This window comes from Streptomyces sp. NPDC051183, assembly GCF_040682455.1.
Taxonomy (GTDB): domain Bacteria; phylum Actinomycetota; class Actinomycetes; order Streptomycetales; family Streptomycetaceae; genus Streptomyces.
Genome location: NZ_JBFBBA010000038.1, coordinates 14,053 through 30,693, shown reverse-complemented (window position 1 = coordinate 30,693; position 16,641 = coordinate 14,053). Strand labels below are relative to the sequence as shown.

General features: G+C 74.1%; 14 protein-coding genes. 8 read left to right on the top strand and 6 right to left on the bottom strand.

Going from position 1 to position 16,641, the window contains the following annotated elements; all coding sequences use genetic code 11:
- The first annotated feature begins 77 nt into the window (after positions 1-77).
- The 7 genes from AB0M99_RS28670 to AB0M99_RS28640 all read left to right on the top strand — a co-directional run bounded on the left by AB0M99_RS28670 (position 78) and on the right by AB0M99_RS28640 (position 9,405).
- Positions 78-746, top strand: coding sequence for a helix-turn-helix domain-containing protein (locus AB0M99_RS28670; protein WP_365925403.1), 669 nt, complete (start codon positions 78-80; stop codon positions 744-746).
- On the top strand, positions 743-1,960 hold the full coding sequence (locus tag AB0M99_RS28665; RefSeq protein ID WP_365925401.1) for a cytochrome P450: 1,218 nt from the start codon (positions 743-745) through the stop codon (positions 1,958-1,960). Before AB0M99_RS28670 ends, AB0M99_RS28665 begins: the two co-directional genes overlap by 4 nt.
- A gap of 553 nt (positions 1,961-2,513) precedes the next feature.
- Positions 2,514-5,735 (top strand): TIM-barrel domain-containing protein, encoded by a 3,222-nt coding sequence (locus AB0M99_RS28660; protein WP_365925399.1) that lies wholly within the window; start codon positions 2,514-2,516, stop codon positions 5,733-5,735.
- A gap of 179 nt (positions 5,736-5,914) precedes the next feature.
- Positions 5,915-6,826: a LysR family transcriptional regulator gene (locus AB0M99_RS28655; protein ID WP_365925397.1), complete on the top strand. Its 912-nt coding sequence runs from the start codon at positions 5,915-5,917 to the stop codon at positions 6,824-6,826.
- 58 nt (positions 6,827-6,884) lie between these two features.
- Positions 6,885-7,142 carry a DUF6158 family protein gene (locus AB0M99_RS28650; RefSeq protein ID WP_365925395.1) on the top strand — a complete coding sequence of 86 codons (258 nt, stop codon included), beginning with the start codon at positions 6,885-6,887 and terminating at the stop codon, positions 7,140-7,142.
- Positions 7,143-7,284: 142 nt separating this feature from the next.
- Positions 7,285-7,842, top strand: a complete 558-nt coding sequence (locus tag AB0M99_RS28645; RefSeq protein WP_365925393.1) for a TetR family transcriptional regulator — start codon at positions 7,285-7,287, stop codon at positions 7,840-7,842.
- A 39-nt stretch (positions 7,843-7,881) separates the two neighbouring features.
- Positions 7,882-9,405 (top strand): MFS transporter, encoded by a 1,524-nt coding sequence (locus tag AB0M99_RS28640; RefSeq protein ID WP_365925391.1) that lies wholly within the window; start codon positions 7,882-7,884, stop codon positions 9,403-9,405.
- A gap of 35 nt (positions 9,406-9,440) precedes the next feature.
- On the opposite strand, the gene AB0M99_RS28635 is transcribed toward AB0M99_RS28640, so the two are convergent.
- Genes AB0M99_RS28635 through AB0M99_RS28625 form a run of 3 tightly spaced genes read right to left on the bottom strand, consistent with a single transcriptional unit; the run spans position 9,441 to position 12,726 of the window.
- Positions 9,441-10,571, bottom strand: a complete 1,131-nt coding sequence (locus AB0M99_RS28635) for a serine hydrolase domain-containing protein (RefSeq protein ID WP_365925389.1) — start codon at positions 10,569-10,571, stop codon at positions 9,441-9,443.
- Positions 10,568-12,214 carry a carboxylesterase family protein gene (locus tag AB0M99_RS28630; RefSeq protein WP_365925387.1) on the bottom strand — a complete coding sequence of 549 codons (1,647 nt, stop codon included), beginning with the start codon at positions 12,212-12,214 and terminating at the stop codon, positions 10,568-10,570. Before AB0M99_RS28630 ends, AB0M99_RS28635 begins: the two co-directional genes overlap by 4 nt.
- Positions 12,211-12,726, bottom strand: coding sequence for a DUF664 domain-containing protein (locus AB0M99_RS28625; RefSeq protein ID WP_365925385.1), 516 nt, complete (start codon positions 12,724-12,726; stop codon positions 12,211-12,213). The genes AB0M99_RS28630 and AB0M99_RS28625 overlap by 4 nt, the downstream gene beginning before the upstream one ends.
- Before the next feature lie 183 nt (positions 12,727-12,909).
- Here AB0M99_RS28625 and AB0M99_RS28620 point away from each other — a divergent pair, with 183 nt between their 5' ends.
- Positions 12,910-13,857 carry a hypothetical protein gene (locus AB0M99_RS28620; RefSeq protein WP_365925383.1) on the top strand — a complete coding sequence of 316 codons (948 nt, stop codon included), beginning with the start codon at positions 12,910-12,912 and terminating at the stop codon, positions 13,855-13,857.
- Positions 13,858-13,925: 68 nt separating this feature from the next.
- On the opposite strand, the gene AB0M99_RS28615 is transcribed toward AB0M99_RS28620, so the two are convergent.
- Genes AB0M99_RS28615 through AB0M99_RS28605 form a run of 3 tightly spaced genes read right to left on the bottom strand, consistent with a single transcriptional unit; the run spans position 13,926 to position 16,583 of the window.
- The gene (locus AB0M99_RS28615; RefSeq protein WP_365925381.1) at positions 13,926-14,951 is read right to left on the bottom strand and encodes an NAD(P)/FAD-dependent oxidoreductase; all 1,026 of its coding nucleotides are present in this window, start codon (positions 14,949-14,951) and stop codon (positions 13,926-13,928) included.
- Positions 14,948-15,508, bottom strand: coding sequence for an isoprenylcysteine carboxyl methyltransferase family protein (locus AB0M99_RS28610; RefSeq protein ID WP_365925506.1), 561 nt, complete (start codon positions 15,506-15,508; stop codon positions 14,948-14,950). Before AB0M99_RS28610 ends, AB0M99_RS28615 begins: the two co-directional genes overlap by 4 nt.
- 13 nt (positions 15,509-15,521) lie before the next feature.
- The gene (locus AB0M99_RS28605; RefSeq protein ID WP_365925379.1) at positions 15,522-16,583 is read right to left on the bottom strand and encodes a 3-oxoacyl-[acyl-carrier-protein] synthase III C-terminal domain-containing protein; all 1,062 of its coding nucleotides are present in this window, start codon (positions 16,581-16,583) and stop codon (positions 15,522-15,524) included.
- Positions 16,584-16,641 lie beyond the last annotated feature (58 nt).

The following is a 16,641-nucleotide window of genomic DNA, read 5'->3' as shown; positions in this document are numbered from 1 at the left end:
ACGGGGATTGACTCGACACCGACCCAGGGCGCAACTTATATCGGGAAGCAGATATACATGCATGCCGGAGGCGCCCCGTGACCACCCGCCGCACACCTCAGGCGCAGCCGCAGCGCACACCTCAGGCGCAGCCGCAGCGCACACCTCAGGCGCAGCGCAAGTCGCAGACCCGCTCCCGCCTCATCGACGCGGCCGCCGAGCTCTTCGCGCGCAAGGGCTTCCACGCCGTCTCCGCCGAGGCCGTCGCCGACGCGGCCGGCCGGACCACCGGCGCCCTCTACAGCCACTTCGGCGGCAAGGAAGGCCTGCTGCTGGCCCTGCTGGAGGTCTGGAAGGAACGCACCGCCGAGGAACTCGCCGCCGAGATCGCCGCCAGCGCCGACCCGGCGGACCCCGCGGTGCACTTCTCCGCGATGTGGGGCAGCCTCACCCGCCCGCACCCGGACCGCGGGGACTCGTGGCTGCTGCTGGAGGCGGAGCTCTGGCTGCACGCCGCCCGCGGCCCGCTCATCGGCGGCCAGCTCGCCCAGCGCTACGCCGAGATCCGCGCCCAGCTCGGCGAAGGACTCGCCGACTGGGCAGAAGCCACCGGCACCCCCCTCGCCCGTACGCCGGAGGAGACCGGCGCCCTCGTCCTGGGCGTCCTGCTCGGCCTGGCGATGCAGCACCGGCTCGACCCGCACGGCATCCCCGACCAACTGGTCGTGGACGCTCTCGGCACCCTCCTGGAAGGACGTGCGCGGTGATCCCCACCGGCGAGATCGACCTGCTCGAAGACACCTGGGCCCGCGAGGTCCCGCACGCGCAGTTCACCCGGCTGCGCACCGAGGACCCCGTGCACTGGCACGAGGTGCCGGGCCACCACGACGGCTTCTACGCCGTCACGCGCCACGCCGACGTCAAGGCCATCAGCCGCGAATCCGAGCTCTGGTCCACGGAACTCGGCTCGTTCATGATCCGCGACCAGAGCCCCGACTCCCTGGAGACCCTGCGCCTGGTCCTGCTCGGGATGGACGCCCCGCGCCATTCCCGGTACCGCTCGCTGGTCAGCGCGGGCTTCACGCCCCGCGTGGTACGCCGGCTCGCGGCCCGGATCGCGGAGCGGGCCACCGCCCTGGTGGACACCGCGGTCGTCCCCGGCCGGGACATGGACTTCGTGTCCGAGGTGGCCGCCTGGCTGCCGATCCAGACCATCTGCGAGATGGTCGGCGTACCGGCGGGCGACGAGCGGCTCATATTCGACTGGAGCAACAGGATGGCGGGCGGCCAGGATCCGGAGCTCTCGGCGGGCAAGCACGACAGCGACCTCGCGGCGGCCGAGATCTACGCCTACTGCGACGCGCTGGCCGCCGAGCGGCGCGAGCACCCGCGCGAGGACATCCTCTCGACCCTGGTGCACGCCGAGGTCGACGGGGACCGGCTCACCCCGGACGAGGTCAACATGTTCTTCGTGCTCCTGTGCGTCGCCGGGAACGAGACCACCCGCAACCTCCTCTCCGCCACGCTCCTGGCCCTGATCGAACACCCGGCGGCGCGAGCCGAACTGGCCGCCGCCCCGCGGGACGAGACCCTGTGGACCTCGGCCACGGAGGAGTTCCTGCGCTGGGGCGGCTCGATCCACAACTTCCGCCGCACCGCCACGCGTGACACGGTCCTGCGCGGCCGCCGGATCGCCGCCGGCCAGAAGGTGGTCACGTACTACACCTCCGCCAACCGCGACGAGACCGCGTTCACCGACCCCTTCACCTTCGACATCCGCCGCGCCCCGAACGACCACGTCACCTTCGGCGGCGGCGGTCCCCACTTCTGCCTGGGCGCCGGCCTGGCCCGCACCCAGATCAAGGCCCTCGTCCGCGAACTCCTCACCCACCACCCGGAGGTCACTCTCACCGGCGAAGTCCGCCGCCTGCGCTCGGACTTCATCAACGGCATCAAGCACCTCCCGGTCCGCTTCGGGTAGCGGATGCCCCGGCCCCGCGGGCCCGGCGGGGGCGGACGAATTCCCGTTGCCGGGGCGGTCGGGTGTCCTTGGCCTCCCCGGCATGACTGCTGCTGGGTACGACGAGTTGGTGGCCGCTGCGATGGCGGCCCCGGTCGAGGGCTGGGACTTCGGCCGGCTGTCCGGACGGACGGAGGGCTCGGAGCCGTCGTGGTCCTATCCGGAGGCCGCCCGGTCGTCGGGGTCCGTCGCCCGAGCGATGCCCGAACGGTCCCCGGGCAGCACCGCGGCGCCGGGGAAGACGCTGCGCGCGGACGCAGGTCGGCCCCACGGCCCTCGGCGGTCATCCGGGTCAGGTACCGCTGGACGATCAGGCCGCCCTGACTGTGCGAGGGCGCCGCCGCGTGTGCGGGTTGCGGTGAACCAGCGGCCCATCACCTGACGGATGCTCAAAGATGCTCGATCTGAAGCGACTTCGAGCAACTTCCTTCAAACGGAGCGCGCGGAGCGCTATGTTGCCGGGAGCATGCCAAAGAGGTGTGTCCGTGAGCCGGACCGCACGAGGAGCTGCACCATGAGACTGATCCGCATCCGCAGGAGCCGGCCCCGGGGAATGGTGAGGCGCCGCACCGCGGCCCTGCTCGCCGCCGCCCTCGCCGTGGCGGGTCTGGCCGCGGCCGGGCCGGCCGTGACTCCGGCCAAGGCGGCCGACGGGGCGGCCGGAACCTCCCGGGCCGCCGCGGCCACGGCCGGGAACGTCACCGGCTTCACCCAGTCCGGGAACACCTTCACCGTCACCGCCTCCAGCGGCGCCAAGGCCCGCGTGGTCGTCGCCCGCGCGGACATCTTCCGGCTCTGGCTCTCGCCCGACGGCGCCTTCACCAATGACCCGGCCGGCACCGACCTCGCCCCCACCACCGACTTCGGCCCCGTCAGCCCCGCCTACACCGATGCCGGCACCTACTACCGGATCACCACCGGGGCCCTGTCCATCCGGGTCAACAAGTCCCCCCTGCAGTTCTCGGTCTACCGGGCGGACAACTCCACCCCCGTGTGGCAGGAGACCCAGCCCACCTCCTGGACCGGAAGCCAGACCACCCAATACCTCAACCGCGGTGCGGACGAGCAGTTCTACGGAACCGGCCTGCGCCTCGGCGAATGGGCGCTGCGCGGCAAGACCGTACCGGTGGCCGTCGACAACAAGTGGCGCGAGAACAACAACGCCAGCCCCGCGCCCTTCTACATGTCCACCAACGGCTACGGCGTCATGCGCAACACCTGGGCCCCCGGTTCCTACGGATTCAACGCCCCCACCACCCTCACCCACAACGAGAGCCGCTTCGACGCCTGGTACTTCACGGGCGACTCCCTCAAATCGGTCCTCGACGCCTACACCGACGTCAGCGGCAAACCCTTCATGGCCCCGGCATGGGGCTTCGAGCTCGGCAACGCCGACTGCTTCAACGCCTCCAACCCCGACTACCAGGGCGACCACAACCGCCTGCGCCACCAGACCACCCCGGACGTGGCCGGCTACGCCGCCGACGCCCGCGCCGCCGACATGCCCTCGGGCTGGTTCCTGCCCAACGACGGTTACGGCTGCGGCTACACCGCGCCGCTGAAGTCCACGGTCGACGCACTCAAGGCCAAGGGCTTCCAGACCGGGCTGTGGACCTCCACCGGCCTCGGCTCCATCAAGGACGAGGTCTCCGTGGCCGGCAGCCGCGGCGTCAAGACCGACGTGGCCTGGATCGGCAGCGGCTACAAGTACGCCTTCAACGGCGTCCAGCAGGCGGTCGACGGCATCGAGAAGAACTCCGACGCCCGCCGCTACGTGTGGACCGTCGACGGCTGGGCCGGCACCCAGCGCAACGCGGTCGTCTGGACCGGTGACACCAACGGCACCTGGGACGACATGCGCTGGCACGTCCCCGCCATCACCGGCGCGGGCCTGTCCGCCCTCAACTACGCCGCCGGCGACATCGACGGCATCTTCGGCGGCAGCCCCAAGACCTACGCCCGCGACCTCCAGTGGAAGGCCTTCACCCCGGCCTTCATGACCATGTCCGGCTGGGGCGCGACCAACCCGTCGGCGGGCTACCAGGACAAGCAGCCCTGGCGGTTCGCGGAGCCGTACCTGTCCATCAACCGCAAGTACCTCCAGCTCAAGATGCGCCTGATGCCGTACCTGTACACGATGAGCCGGGTCGCGCACGAGAGCGGAGTGCCCAGCACCCGCGCCATGGTCCTGGAGTACCCCGACGACCCGGTGGCCCGCGGCAACCTCACCAGCGGCCAGTTCATGGCCGGCGACTCCTTCCTCGTCGCGCCGGTGGTCTCCGACACCTCCGTACGGGACGGCATCTACCTGCCCGCCGGCACCTGGACGGACTACTGGACGGGCAAGACGTACGCCGGACCGGGCTGGCTGAACGGCTACCAGGCCCCGCTCGACACCCTGCCTCTGTTCGTCAAGGGCGGCGCGATCGTCCCGATGTGGCCGCAGATGAACTACACGGGGGAGAAGCCCGTCTCCACCCTCACCTACGACATCCACCCGCGCGGCGCCTCCTCCTTCAGCCTCTACGAGGACGACGGCCTCACCCGCGCCCACCAGTCGGGCGCGTACGCCCGCCAGCGGGTCGACGTCTCCGCCCCCGCCTCCGGCCCGGGCACGGTCACCGTCTCCGTCGGCGCCCCGACCGGCAGCTACACCGGCAAACCGGCCGCCCGCGGCTACGAGTTCACCCTCCACGTCGCCACCGCCCCCGGTACGGTCACGGCGGACGGCGCCGCCCTGCCCGGGCAGTCCTCGAAGGCGGCCTACGAAGCCGCGGCGTCGGGCTGGTACTTCGACGCGGCGGACCGCGGAGGCGTCCTCCGGGTCAAGACCGGCTCGAAGTCGGGCGCGTTCAGCATCACGGCCACCGGCACCACCGTCCCCGCGGCGGACCCGATCCCGGCCACCTCCGGCCCGATCTCCCAGTCGGCCTGGACCCTGGTCTCCGCCGACAGCCAGGAGACGTCCGGCGAGAACGGCGCGGCCCGCAACGCCTTCGACGGCAACCCGGCGACGATCTGGCACACCGCCTGGTCCTCCGGCACCCCGGCACCGCTCCCGCACGAGATCCAGATCGACCTCGGCGCCCGCCACACGGTCGACGGCCTCGGCTACCTGCCCCGCCAGGACGGCGGCGTCAACGGCCGGATCGGCGGCTACGAGGTGTACGTCTCGGACACCACCGCCGACTGGGGCTCCCCGGTGGCCGGCGGCACCTTCGCCGACACCGCCGCCCGCAAGGACATCACCCTGGCCGCGCGGGCCGGCCGCTACCTCCGGCTCAAGGCCCTGACCGAAGCCGGGGGCCGCGGCCCCTGGAGCAGCGCCGCCGAGATCACGCTCACCGGCCGGGCCACCCCGCTCCCGGCGGACGCCACCCTCGTCAACGCGGCCTCGGCCAGCTGCGTGGACCTCCCGCACAGCGCCACCACACCGGGCACGGAACCCACCCTGTACACCTGCCACGGCGGCCCCAACCAGCGCTGGACCCTCCAGGGCGACGGCCGCCTGACCGGCCTCGGCGGAGTCTGCCTGGACGGTACGAGCCCCTCGCGCGTCACCGTCCAGACCTGCAACGGCAGCTCCGGCCAGACCTGGCAGTCCGGCCCCCAGTCCAGCCTGCGTACGGGCGGCCAATGCCTGGCGCCGGTCGGTGGCGGCACCGCAAACGGCACCAAGCTCACCCGCGCCACCTGCGACAACTCCACGGCCCAGCGCTGGACCCTCACCCCCTGAACGCCCCCCACGGCCGATGGGTCGGCACCCGTCCCCTTCTTCCCCGCCGAGGTCCGGACCTCGGCGGGGCGGGGGACGGGTTGCCGCCCGGGCCGGGCCCTGAGGAGATCGTGGTCCACGGGGAAACCCAAGTCAATCCTCCGATTTCCTCCCAACCCCCAAGCGATACCTTGGGGTTCATGACCCTCGATGACCTTCGCGCCTTCGTCGCCGTCTGCCGGGCGGGCAGCCTCAGCGCCGTCGCCCGCGACCTCGGCTGCACCCAGTCCGCCGTCAGCCAGCACGTCCGCCGCCTGGAGAAGCAGACCGGGGCACAGCTCCTGGAACGCCACGCGCGGGGCGTCGTACCCACCGAGGCCGGGCGGATCCTGTGGGCGGCCGCCGCCGACGGGATCAACGGCCTCGACGGTGCCCTGCGACAGCTCGACGACCTCGTCCGCGGCGGCGCGGGCTCGGTCCGGGTCACCACCGGGGCCACGACCGTGCGGCACTTCATGGCCGAGGCGGTCGTCGGCTTCCGCCGCAGCCACCCCCGGGTGAGCCTGGAGTTCCAGACCGAGAACTCCAGCCGCAGCTGCTTCGACGCCCTCGCCGCCGAAGACCTCGACCTCGCCTGGATCACCATCGGCGCCCCCGTCCGCGGCATCGAGCAGCGCCCCGTCATGGACCTGCCCTGGGTCGTCGCGGTCCGCGCCGACGACCCCCTGGCCGCCCGGCCCCGGATCGAGCCGGCCGACCTGGCCGCCGTACGCCACATCCGGCTGCCCGAGAACTCCGCCTCCCGCGCCCACCTCGACGCGGCCCTCGCCGAATCCGGCGTCCGGATCACCTCCGACACCAGCGTCGCCGACTGGGACACCGCCCTGCTGCTGGCCGAACTGGGCCTGGGCCATGCCGTCGTACCGGCCCTGCCCGGGTGGCAGGTGCCGGGCACAGGCGGCCCGCTGCGCCTCGTGCCCGTTCCGGCGCTGCCTCCCCTCGCGGTGGGCTGGGCGGTGCGCCGCTGGACGGCCCTCAGCCCGCCGGCCCGCGTCTTCGCCGACGAGGTCGCCCGCAGCTGCCGAGCGCGCGCCGCCGCCACCGGCGGATGATGGAGGGACCAGGGCCGGGCGCCGCGCCCGACCCCGCCGAGGAGGAGGTGTACGCGCCATGGAGGAGAGCGAGGGCGGTCCGGCGGCGCGCAAGCTGGAGGAGGGCCGGCTGCTCAAGGAGCTGGAGGCCATCCACCGCACGCGCCACGAGACGCTGCTGCACGGGTCCGACGACGCGCTGGTCACGCACACGCACCGGATGAACGAGCTGGAGCACGAGTACGTGCGCCGCCACCCGGAGCGGGCCCAGACCCCGGGGCGTACGCGCTCGGGTGCCCGTGCCCGAACGGCGGATCAGTCGGACAGCGGCGCGTAGACCACAGGACGACTGCGACCACCACGACTACGACCGCCACGACTACGACCGCCACGACTACGACCACCCGAAACGGCACCGGCTGAGCAAATTTGCTTCAGATGAGACAAAAATGTATCGTCTGAGGCGAAGGAGGCTCATCATGGTGCAGCAAAACGAACTTCTGGACGGCGCCGCCCGCGTCCTCGCAAGCGATCACAGCGCCTCGATGGCGCACATCGCCGCAGGCATCGGCACCAGCCGCGCCACCCTGAGCCGTCGCTACGCGACCCGGGAGTCCCTGCTCAAGGCCGTCGCCGTCCGCGCGATCGAAGTGGTGGACGGCTGCCTGAGCCCCGCCGACCTGGCCGAGGGCGCCGACGGCGCGGCTTTCGACGCCGCGCTGGAGCAGCTCGTGACCGACCTGCTGCCCGCCGCCCACCTGTACGGCTTCACCTCGCGGGACGCCACCGTGCTCGCCGACCCCGAGTTCCGGGCCGGCATCGAGCGTCAGGACCAGCGGGCGCTGGCGTTCCTGGAGCTCGGCCAGAGACTCGGCCGGCTCCGCGCCGACCTGCCCGCGTACTGGATCTGGTACTCGCTCTGGGGCCTGCTCGACGCGGCCGCCGAGGGCGTACGCGACGGGCACCTCGCCCCCCGCCAGACCGGCCGGCTGGTCCTGGCCTCCTTCCTCGGCGGAACCCGGCCCTCCGCCGAGTAGTCCCGCAGCGTGACCTCCGCACACATGAACGGAACCCCCATGCACACCCCCACGCAGGATCCGCGCCGCTGGATCGTGCTCGCGATCCTCTCCGGCAGCCTTCTGCTCATCTCGATGGACACCACGATCCTCAACGTGGCCTTCCCCTCGCTCGTCGGCGACCTCCAGCCGGGCGCCGTACAGCAGCTGTGGATCATCGACATCTACGCCCTCGCGCTGTCCGGCCTGCTGGTCACCGCGGGCGCCCTCGGCGACCGCTGGGGCCGCAAGCGCCTGCTGATGGCGGGCTTCGGCATCTTCTCCCTCGCCTCGCTCATCGCCGTCTTCTCCACCGAGGCCTGGCACGTCATCGCGGCCCGCGCCCTCCTCGGCATCGGCGGCGCGGCGATCATGCCGTCCACCCTGTCGATCCTGCGCAGCGTCTTCACCGACGCCAAGGAACGCGCCTTCGCCCTCGCCGTCTGGGCGGCCGTCTTCGGCGGCGGCATGGCCTTCGGACCGGTCGTCGGCGGTCTCCTCGTCCAGGACTACGGCTGGCACTCGGCCTTCCTCCTGAACCTCCCCGTCGCCGCGGTCATCGTCGCGGCCGGCCTGCGCTACCTCCCCGAATCCCGCTCCCCGCGCTCCACCGGCGCGTGGGACTGGTGGGGCGTCGCCCAGTCCATCGTCGGCATGCTCGCCCTCGCGGGCGGCATCAAGCAGCTCGGCAAGAGCGGCATCGCCGACCCGCTGCCCTGGGCCCTGCTGGCCGTCGCCGTGGTCGCGCTGACCGTCTTCGTCCGCCGCCAGCTGCGCCTGGACAACCCGCTGCTGCAGGTACGGCTGTTCGCCAAGCCCGCCTTCAGCGTCGCCGCGACCGCGATCTTCCTGCCGATGGTGGGCATGGGCGCGATCCTGTTCCTCGTCACCCAGTGGTTCCAGTACGGCCAGGGCTACACCCCGCTGGAGGCGGGCCTGCGCCTGCTGCCCGCGCCGCTCGCCCTGATCTGCGCCTCGATGGTGGCCCCCGGCCTCATGCAGCGCTTCGCGATCCGCCACGTCCTGGGCGCCGGCCTGGTGGTGCTGGCCTCGGGCATGGCCCTGCCGTGGATACTCCAGCAGTTCACCGACCTGGGCTACCCGGCCTTCGCCGCCGCCCTGGCGGTCATCGGCCTGGGCGCCGGCCTGGCCACCACGGTCGCCTCGGTGACCCTGATCTCCTCCGCCCCCGCGGACGAGGTGTCCAGCGCGGCCGCCATCGAGGAGACCTGCTACGAGCTGGGCTCGGCCATGGGCGTGGCCATCCTCGGCTCCACGGCCGCCGCGCTCTACCGGGGCAACCTCCCCGCCCTCGACCTCGACGGCCCCACCCTGACCGCCGTACGGGACTCCGTGGGCGAGGCGGCCCACACCGCCGAGCGGATCGGCGGCGACGTCGGCGGCGCCCTGCTCGACGCCGCCTCGCACGCCTACACCCTGGCGATCACCCCGGCGTTCCTGCTGGCCGGAGCCCTCGCGGTCGCCGCCGCGGCCACCACGTGGGCCATGATCCCGCGCGACCTCCAGCCGACCGAGAACCACTGACCCGGCGGACCCACCCGGGTGGACGTACGCGGCCCTCAGGAGGCCGCGTACGTCCAGAACTCGCGCATCAGCGCGGGCGGCGTCGGGCCGCTCATCTCCAGCTGGGTCAGCAGGATGCTGACGGCCCCGGTGGAGGGAGTGACGTGCGCGGCCGTGCCCGTGCCGCCGATCCAGCCGTAGCGGCCGGGTACGTTCCACGGATCTCTCGGCGCGATGTCCACCGAGCCGCCGAACCCCCAGCCCTGGCCCTCCAGGAACAGCTCGGCGCCGGCCCGCTGCGCGGGCGTCAGCCAGTCGGTGGTCATCCGCCGCACCGAATCGGCCGACAGCAGCGGGCCGCCGCCGTCGAGCAGCATCCGGGCGAACGCGTGGAGGTCGTCCACGGTCGACACCAGCCCGCCGGCGCCGGACGGGAAGGCCGGCACGCTGCTCCACTGTCCGTCGGGGGCGTCGACCAGCTCCAGCCCGCCCCGCGGCCCAGTCCGGTAACAGCCGGTGAAGCGCCCGCGGTCGCCGTGCGGGACGGCGAAGCCGGTGTCCGCCATGCCGAGCGGCTCGAAGATCCGCTCGGCCAGGAACTCCGGCAGCGGACACCCCGCGACCCGCGCGATCAGCACCCCGAGCACGTCCGAGGAGGTGTTGTACAGCCAGGCCTCGCCCGGCTGGCCGAGCATCGGGATCCGGGCCAGCGCCGCCATCCAGTCGTCCGGCGCGGCCGTGAGCTGCGGCCGATCCACCCCCTGCCCCAGCTCGAACAGCGGCCCGACCGCCGGCAGCGAGAAGTCGGACGGGAACCCCCAGCCGGCCCGGGAGGTGAGCAGATCCGCGACGGTGACGGCACGTTCGGCCGGGACCACGTCGTCCACCGGGCTCGACGGGGTCCGCACCACCACCGGCGAGGCCAGCTCCGGCAGCCACGGCGCCACGGGGTCGGTCAGTGCGAAGCGGCCCTCCTCCACCAGGGCCATCACGGCCGCGGCAGTGACGATCTTGGTGATCGAGGCGACACGGAAGAGCGAGTCCCGCACCATCGGGGCACTGCCCTCGGCGTCCGCGCTCCCCACGGCCGCCACCTCGACCCGGTCGCCCCGCGCCACCAGCGCCACCGCGCCCGGCAGCGAACCGCTGTCGACCTCGCGCTCCAGGATGTCGCCCAAGCCGCTCACGATTCCGCCTTTCCCCCGGCGCCGCTCAGGGACTCCCAGAGCGCGCAGTGGTGTTCGGCCCCCGCGTCCACCGGACGGATCCCGCCCGGCCCCGGCGCCAATGACAGCGCGGAGGACGGAGCAGAGGCCGTCCACCGCGGGGCCCCGGGCCCGTTGGGGTTCCCGGTCCGCGCGAACCGGACCCAGTAGTCGGCCATCCGGTCCGCCAGCGCCCGCTGCGGCCCGGTCAGGACGACCGGGGCGTCGAACAGGTAGGGCAGCTCGAACCCGTGCGCGGCGCCGTACGGGAACCCGGGGATCTGCGGCAGCCCGGCGTAGTTCGGCGCGTCCCGGTCGTCGAACCGGTAGAGGTACGCCGGCACGTGCCGCCCCAGTGCCCGGCCGTCGCGCAGCGCCGGGCACACGAAGGACACGTCGGTCAGCACCGCCGCCAGGGCCAGCGCCGGCGTGGGGTGCGCGGAGGCCGGATAGGCCGCCTCGATGCGCGGGGCCGACTCCCCGAACGACGCGTACAGCCGGGCCCGGTAGGCCTGTTCGTCGGGGACCGGGTACACCGCCAGGGTCTGCCCGAGGAAGAGCCGCATCTCGTCCCGGGTGGCGCCCTGGATGACCGGCACCCGGTGGAAGCGGCCCTCCCGCAGGGCCCGCCGCGGCTCGGCCGGCAGCAGCGCGTTGCCGTAGGAGACGAGGGAGAACCGCTGCATCAGCTCGGGCGTCGCCAGGCTCCCCGCGTCCAGGCCGCGCAGACACTCCAGCTCGTCGGCGGGCTCGGACCGGCCGCAGCCGAGCCGGGCCGCCGCGGCGGCCCCCGCCTCGACCGTGCGCGGCTGCGGCACGAAGGGCTCGTACGCCCCCAGGCCCGGCAGCAGGGCCCGCGGGGGCATCGTGGTGGAGCAGGAGCCGCTCTGCACGATCGCCCGGTGGAAGAGGCCGGCCGAGGCGGGGGAGGTCAGGTGCGCGCAGACGCTGAGGCCGCCGGCGGACTCGCCGAAGACGGTGACCCTGCCCGGATCGCCGCCGAAGCGGGCCGCGTTGGCCCGCACCCAGCGCAGCGCCGCCTGCTGGTCCAAGAGGGTGGCGTCGGGGGCCCCGCCCAGGGCCGGATGCCCGAACAGGCCGAAGACGCCCAGCCGGTAGTTGACGGTGACGACCACGGCGCCGCCCGTCGCGGCCAGTCGGTACGGCCGGTACAGGTCCCCGGCACCGTTGACGAAGCCGCCCCCGTGGAACCAGACCATGACGGGCCGCCGGGCGCCGGCCGGATTCCCGTCCGGGGCGGTCACGTTCAGGAACAGGCAGTCCTCCGAGCCGCTCGGCCCGCCCGGCCCGATCGCGGGCAACTGCACGCAGCGGGCACCGGGCGCCCCCGCGTCCCGCACGCCCGTCCAGCGGGCCGCGGGCTCCGGCGGCCGCCAGCGCAGGGCCCCGACCGGCGGCGCGGCGTACGGGATGCCCTCGAAGGTGCGGTACCCGTCCTGCGCCCGCCCGCGCACCGCCCCCCGGTCGGTCTCCACCAGGGGCCGGTCCGCCGCCGGGGCGCCGAAGGCCGGACCTGCCGCCGACAGCACCGGCGCGGCCAGCAGCAGCCCCGGCACCAGCAGCCCCGTCAGCAGGGCCCGCGCCGCCCGCCGTACGGCAGTCATCCGCGGCCCCGCGTCAGCACGCCCCGTAGGAAGGCGGCCTGCCCGGCGTGCTGGAGGTCGTCGGCGATCACGCTGACCAGCCGCACCCCCAGCGTCACCGGCGGGTCCCACGCCTCGTCGACGACCCGGTCCAGGTCGGTGGCCGCGAGCCCCCGCAGGAACCGCCCGGTCTGCGCGTGGACGGCGTCGAAGTAGCCCAGCAGCAGCTCGCCGGAGTCCACGCGCACGCTCCCGGCCTGCTGCGCCGTGTGCCCGTACCCGGTCGACCCGGCGGGCAGCGGCAGCGCGAACCGGTCGGCCCATTTCCCGGCGTGCCACACCTGCTCCAGCCCGCCCGCGTCCGCCACGTGGTCGTCCTGGATGCGGGTGAGGTGCCACACCAGCCAGGTGATCGAGTTCGCCTCCGGATCCACGCGCGCGTTCAACCGCTCCGCCGACAGCCCCTCGACCGCCTCGTGCACCACTTCATGGACCCTGCCGAACGCGTCGGCCAGTAGCTCTGTGCCCTTCATGCCTCCTCCATGCCCACGCCGGGCGGGAGCCATCCGGGCCGGTCCGGACGGCCCCCCGTTTGCCCGCCCCGAATGGCGCAGTGCACGGAAGTGACGCTGAATGTAACGAAGCGTGCGATTCCCATGACGCACGATGACCGGCGCGCGATGTGTAGACCCGCGCGTCGGCGAACGGAGCTTTCCATGAATGACCCCATCACGCTCGCCGCGACGGATTACGAAGAACCGCGCCGGCTCCCCGACACCACTGCCACCCGGCCGCCGGCCGACGAAACCCCCGAGGACGAGGTGCCGACCGCGGACGACGCACCGCATACCGGCGGGGCGCACGGCCGGCCCATACGCACCGTCCTGGTGACGGCGGCCACCGGGCGCCCCCTCGAAGAGGTCGCCGAACTCGTCAGCCTGCTCAAGGAGACCGGCCAACTGCCCAACCCCGGACACGAGGCGCTGCGGGCTGCCGCCGTGTCCCGGCCCGTCGACGAAGTCGGGGAGATGGTCACGCTGTTGGGCCGGCCCCCGCACGACGGGGTGGAGACCGAAATCACCCTGCGGGCCGCCGCACTCGGCCGGCCCGTCGAGGACGTGGCCCGGCTGGTGAGCATCCTCGGCACCGGCGAACCGGCGGCGCACCCCCGGGTCCGGCCCGAACCGGCCGGACGCCCCGCCCCCGCCCCCACCCCCGCCCTGGCTGCGGCTCCTCGTCAGGGCTGGGCCCCGGAGCCGGTCCCGGCCGCCCGCGGTTCCCGCGCGCTGCGGCACGTGCTGCGCTGGCCGGTGGCGCTCGCGCTGCTGGTCTGCGGGGCCCTGCACCTGCCCGGCGACCTGGAGGGCGTCTCCTCCGGTGAGCCCGGGGGGCTGCTCGCCCTCGCGGTCACCGTGGTGTGCCTGGGCCTCGGCGCACTGGTGGCGGTGCGGGACACGGCCGCGGTGTGGCGGACCGGGGCCGTGGCGGCCCTGGCCGTCACCGTGCTGCACGTGCTGGGCGGGGTCGTCGACTTCGACCCCCTGGCGGGTGCGATCGGCGGGTCCGCGGCCTGGACGGGCGTCACGGCGGTGCTCTGCGCGGCGTCCGCCGCCGTCCTCGCGGGCCTGGCGCTCCAGTACCGGGAGCCACGCGGCGGCTCCTGACCCGGAACAGGGGGCCCGGGCGGCGCCGCGTGCGCCGCCCGGGCCCCCTTCGCCATGGTGTGCGGCGGCTACGCGAGCACGTTCACCAGCCGCGTGAACACCCCGGGCAGCCGGGCGGCCAGCGGCACGATGCGCCCTGCGAGCCGGGGCTGCCCGCGGGCCCAGAGCAAGGAGGCGGTCAGGGCCCGGTAGCTGCGCGAGAGCTCCAGCCAAGCCTGCTCGTACTCCCGCGGCCGGCCCGCCCGTACGCACCGTACGAGCTCACCCGCCGCGGTCACGGCCAGAGTGAGCCCCTCGCCCGTGAGGGCGTCGACGTACCCGGCCGCGTCCCCCACGAACAGCACCCGCCCTGCCACCCGCACCCGGGAGCTCTGGCGCAGCGGCCCGGCGCCGCGCACCGGCGCGCCGGGAGCCGCGGGAAGCCGGGCGGACAGCAGCGGGAACCGGGCGAGTTGTACGTCGAAGGGCGCCTGCTCGGTGGTCAGGACGGCCACGCCGATCCGGTCGGGCCCCAGCGGCGTCACGTACGCCTCGGCCCGGTCCGACCAGTACACCTCGACGCAGTCGCTCCACGGGGCCACGGCGTAGTGCCGGCGCAGGCCGTAGCGCGCGGCCCGGCCGGGCACGGGCGGCGCGGCCAGGCCCAGTTCCCGCCGGACGGGGGAGTGCAGTCCGTCCGCCGCCACCAGGTAGCGCGCGGTCAGGCCCGCCGCGACGACCGAGTCGGGCCCCTGGCGCACCCCCTCGACGCGGCGGGCGACCACCCGTACGCCCAACTGCACGGCCCGGCCGGCCAGTGCGGCCTGGAGTCCGGTGCGCCGGGCGCCGAGCCCGGGGCCGGTGCGGAACAGCCCCTCCGCGTGGCGCCCGGTGGTGCCGTCGAGGTAGCGGATGCCGTGGAAGGGCCGGCCGGGCACGGTCACGCCGAGCTCGGCGAGCCGCCGTACACCCGCCGGCATCAGGCCCTCGCCGCAGGCCTTGTCGATGGGCGTCGGCCGCGGCTCGGCGACCACCACCTCCAGCCCGGCCAGCGCGCCGTGGATCGCGGTCGCCAGCCCCGCAGGGCCGCCGCCCGCGACGAGCAGGTCGATCACGGCGCGGGACGCGGGGCCGCGGCGGGCACGTGGTGCGCCGCCCGGTCCGCCGGGGCGTCGGCGAGGGCGGCGTCCTCGCAGCGGATGCGGGCACCGAGCAGGACCGCGTTCAGGGCGGTGAAGCCGACTGCGGTCACCCACGCGGTGTGCACCAGGGGCAGGGCGATGCCCTCGGCGACGACCGCGACGTAGTTCGGGTGGCGCAGCAGCCGGTACGGCCCCGCCGTGACCAGGGGCAGTCCCGGCACCACCAGCACCCGGGTGTTCCAGCGCGGCCCGAGGGTGGTGATGCACCACCAGCGCAGGACCTGCGCCGCCGCGGCGAGCGCGAGTGCGGGCCAGCCCAGCCAGGGGACGAACGGGCGCCCCGCGGCCCACGGCTCCACCGCGCACCCGGCCAGCAGCGCGGTGTGCAGGGCGACCATGGCCGGATAGTGCTCCCGGCCGTACTCGCGGGCACCCCGGGCCAGGCTCCAGGCGCTGTTGCGGCGCGCCGTGACCAGCTCGGCGAGGCGTTCGGCGGCGACGAGGCCCACGATCAGCAGGTACAGGTTCATCGGCACGGTTCACTCACCAGCGCAGCAGGACGAGTTCGGAGGCGAAGCCCGGACCGAAGGCGATCATCAGCCCGACCGACCCGGGCGGCGGCGGCCCCGACTCCTGGACGGTGGCGAGGATGTGCAGGACCGAGGCGGAGGAGAGGTTGCCGACCGCGGCGAGCGAGTTCCGGCTCGCCGCGAAGGCCGCCTCGGGCAGCGCCAGCGCCTGCGCCAGGACGTCGAGGATCTTCGGCCCGCCGGGGTGGCAGATCCACGCGTCGACGTCCGAGGGCTTGAGGTCGTGCCCGGCGAGGAAGGTCTCCACCTCCTCCGCCACGTGCAGCCGCACCACCTCGGGGAGTTCGGGGCCCAGCACCAGGCGGAAGCCCCAGTGGCCGATGTCCCATCCCAGCAGGTGCTCGGTGCCCGGGTAGAGGCGGCTGCGCGCGGCCACCACCGAGGGCCCGGGGCCCGAGCCGTGCAGCGGATGGCTCTCGCCGACCGCCACCAGGGCGCCGGCCCCGTCGCCGAAGAGGGCCGCACCCACGAGGGCGGCCATCGAGGCGTCCGCGCTCTGGAGGGTGAGCGAGCACAGCTCGGTGGAGAGCAGGAGCGCCGCATGGCCGGGGCTGCCCGTCAGGTGCTCGTGGAGGTGGCCCACCCCGGCGGCGCCCGCGGCGCAGCCGAGGCCGAAGAGCGGCAGCCGCCGTACGTCCGGACGCAGGCCCGCGCGGCCGGCGAGTCGGGCCTCCAGCGAGGGCGTGGCGAGACCGGTCACCGTGGTCGACATGACCAGGTCGAGCTCGGAGCCCGGCAGTCCGGCGTCGGCGAGGGCGAGTTCGACGGCCCGGCCGCCGAGTTCGAGGGCGGCCTCGACGAAGAGGGCGTTGGTGGCGCCGAAGTCGTTCGAGGGTCCGTACCGCTCCAGCGGCAGTGCCAGATGACGGGCCCCGACCCGTACCGAGGCGTGGACCCGGTGCAGGAGCGCGCTGTCGGAACCCGGCGGGAGGAAGCGGGCGAGCGCCGCCGCGATCTCGGACTGCGGGTAGCGGTGGGGCGGGAACACGCTGCGCACTGCGAGGACACGTGTCATTGCCTCAACATAGGCAAAAACTGACACTTCGTGAGGAATCGAGCGAACCGGGCGCGCC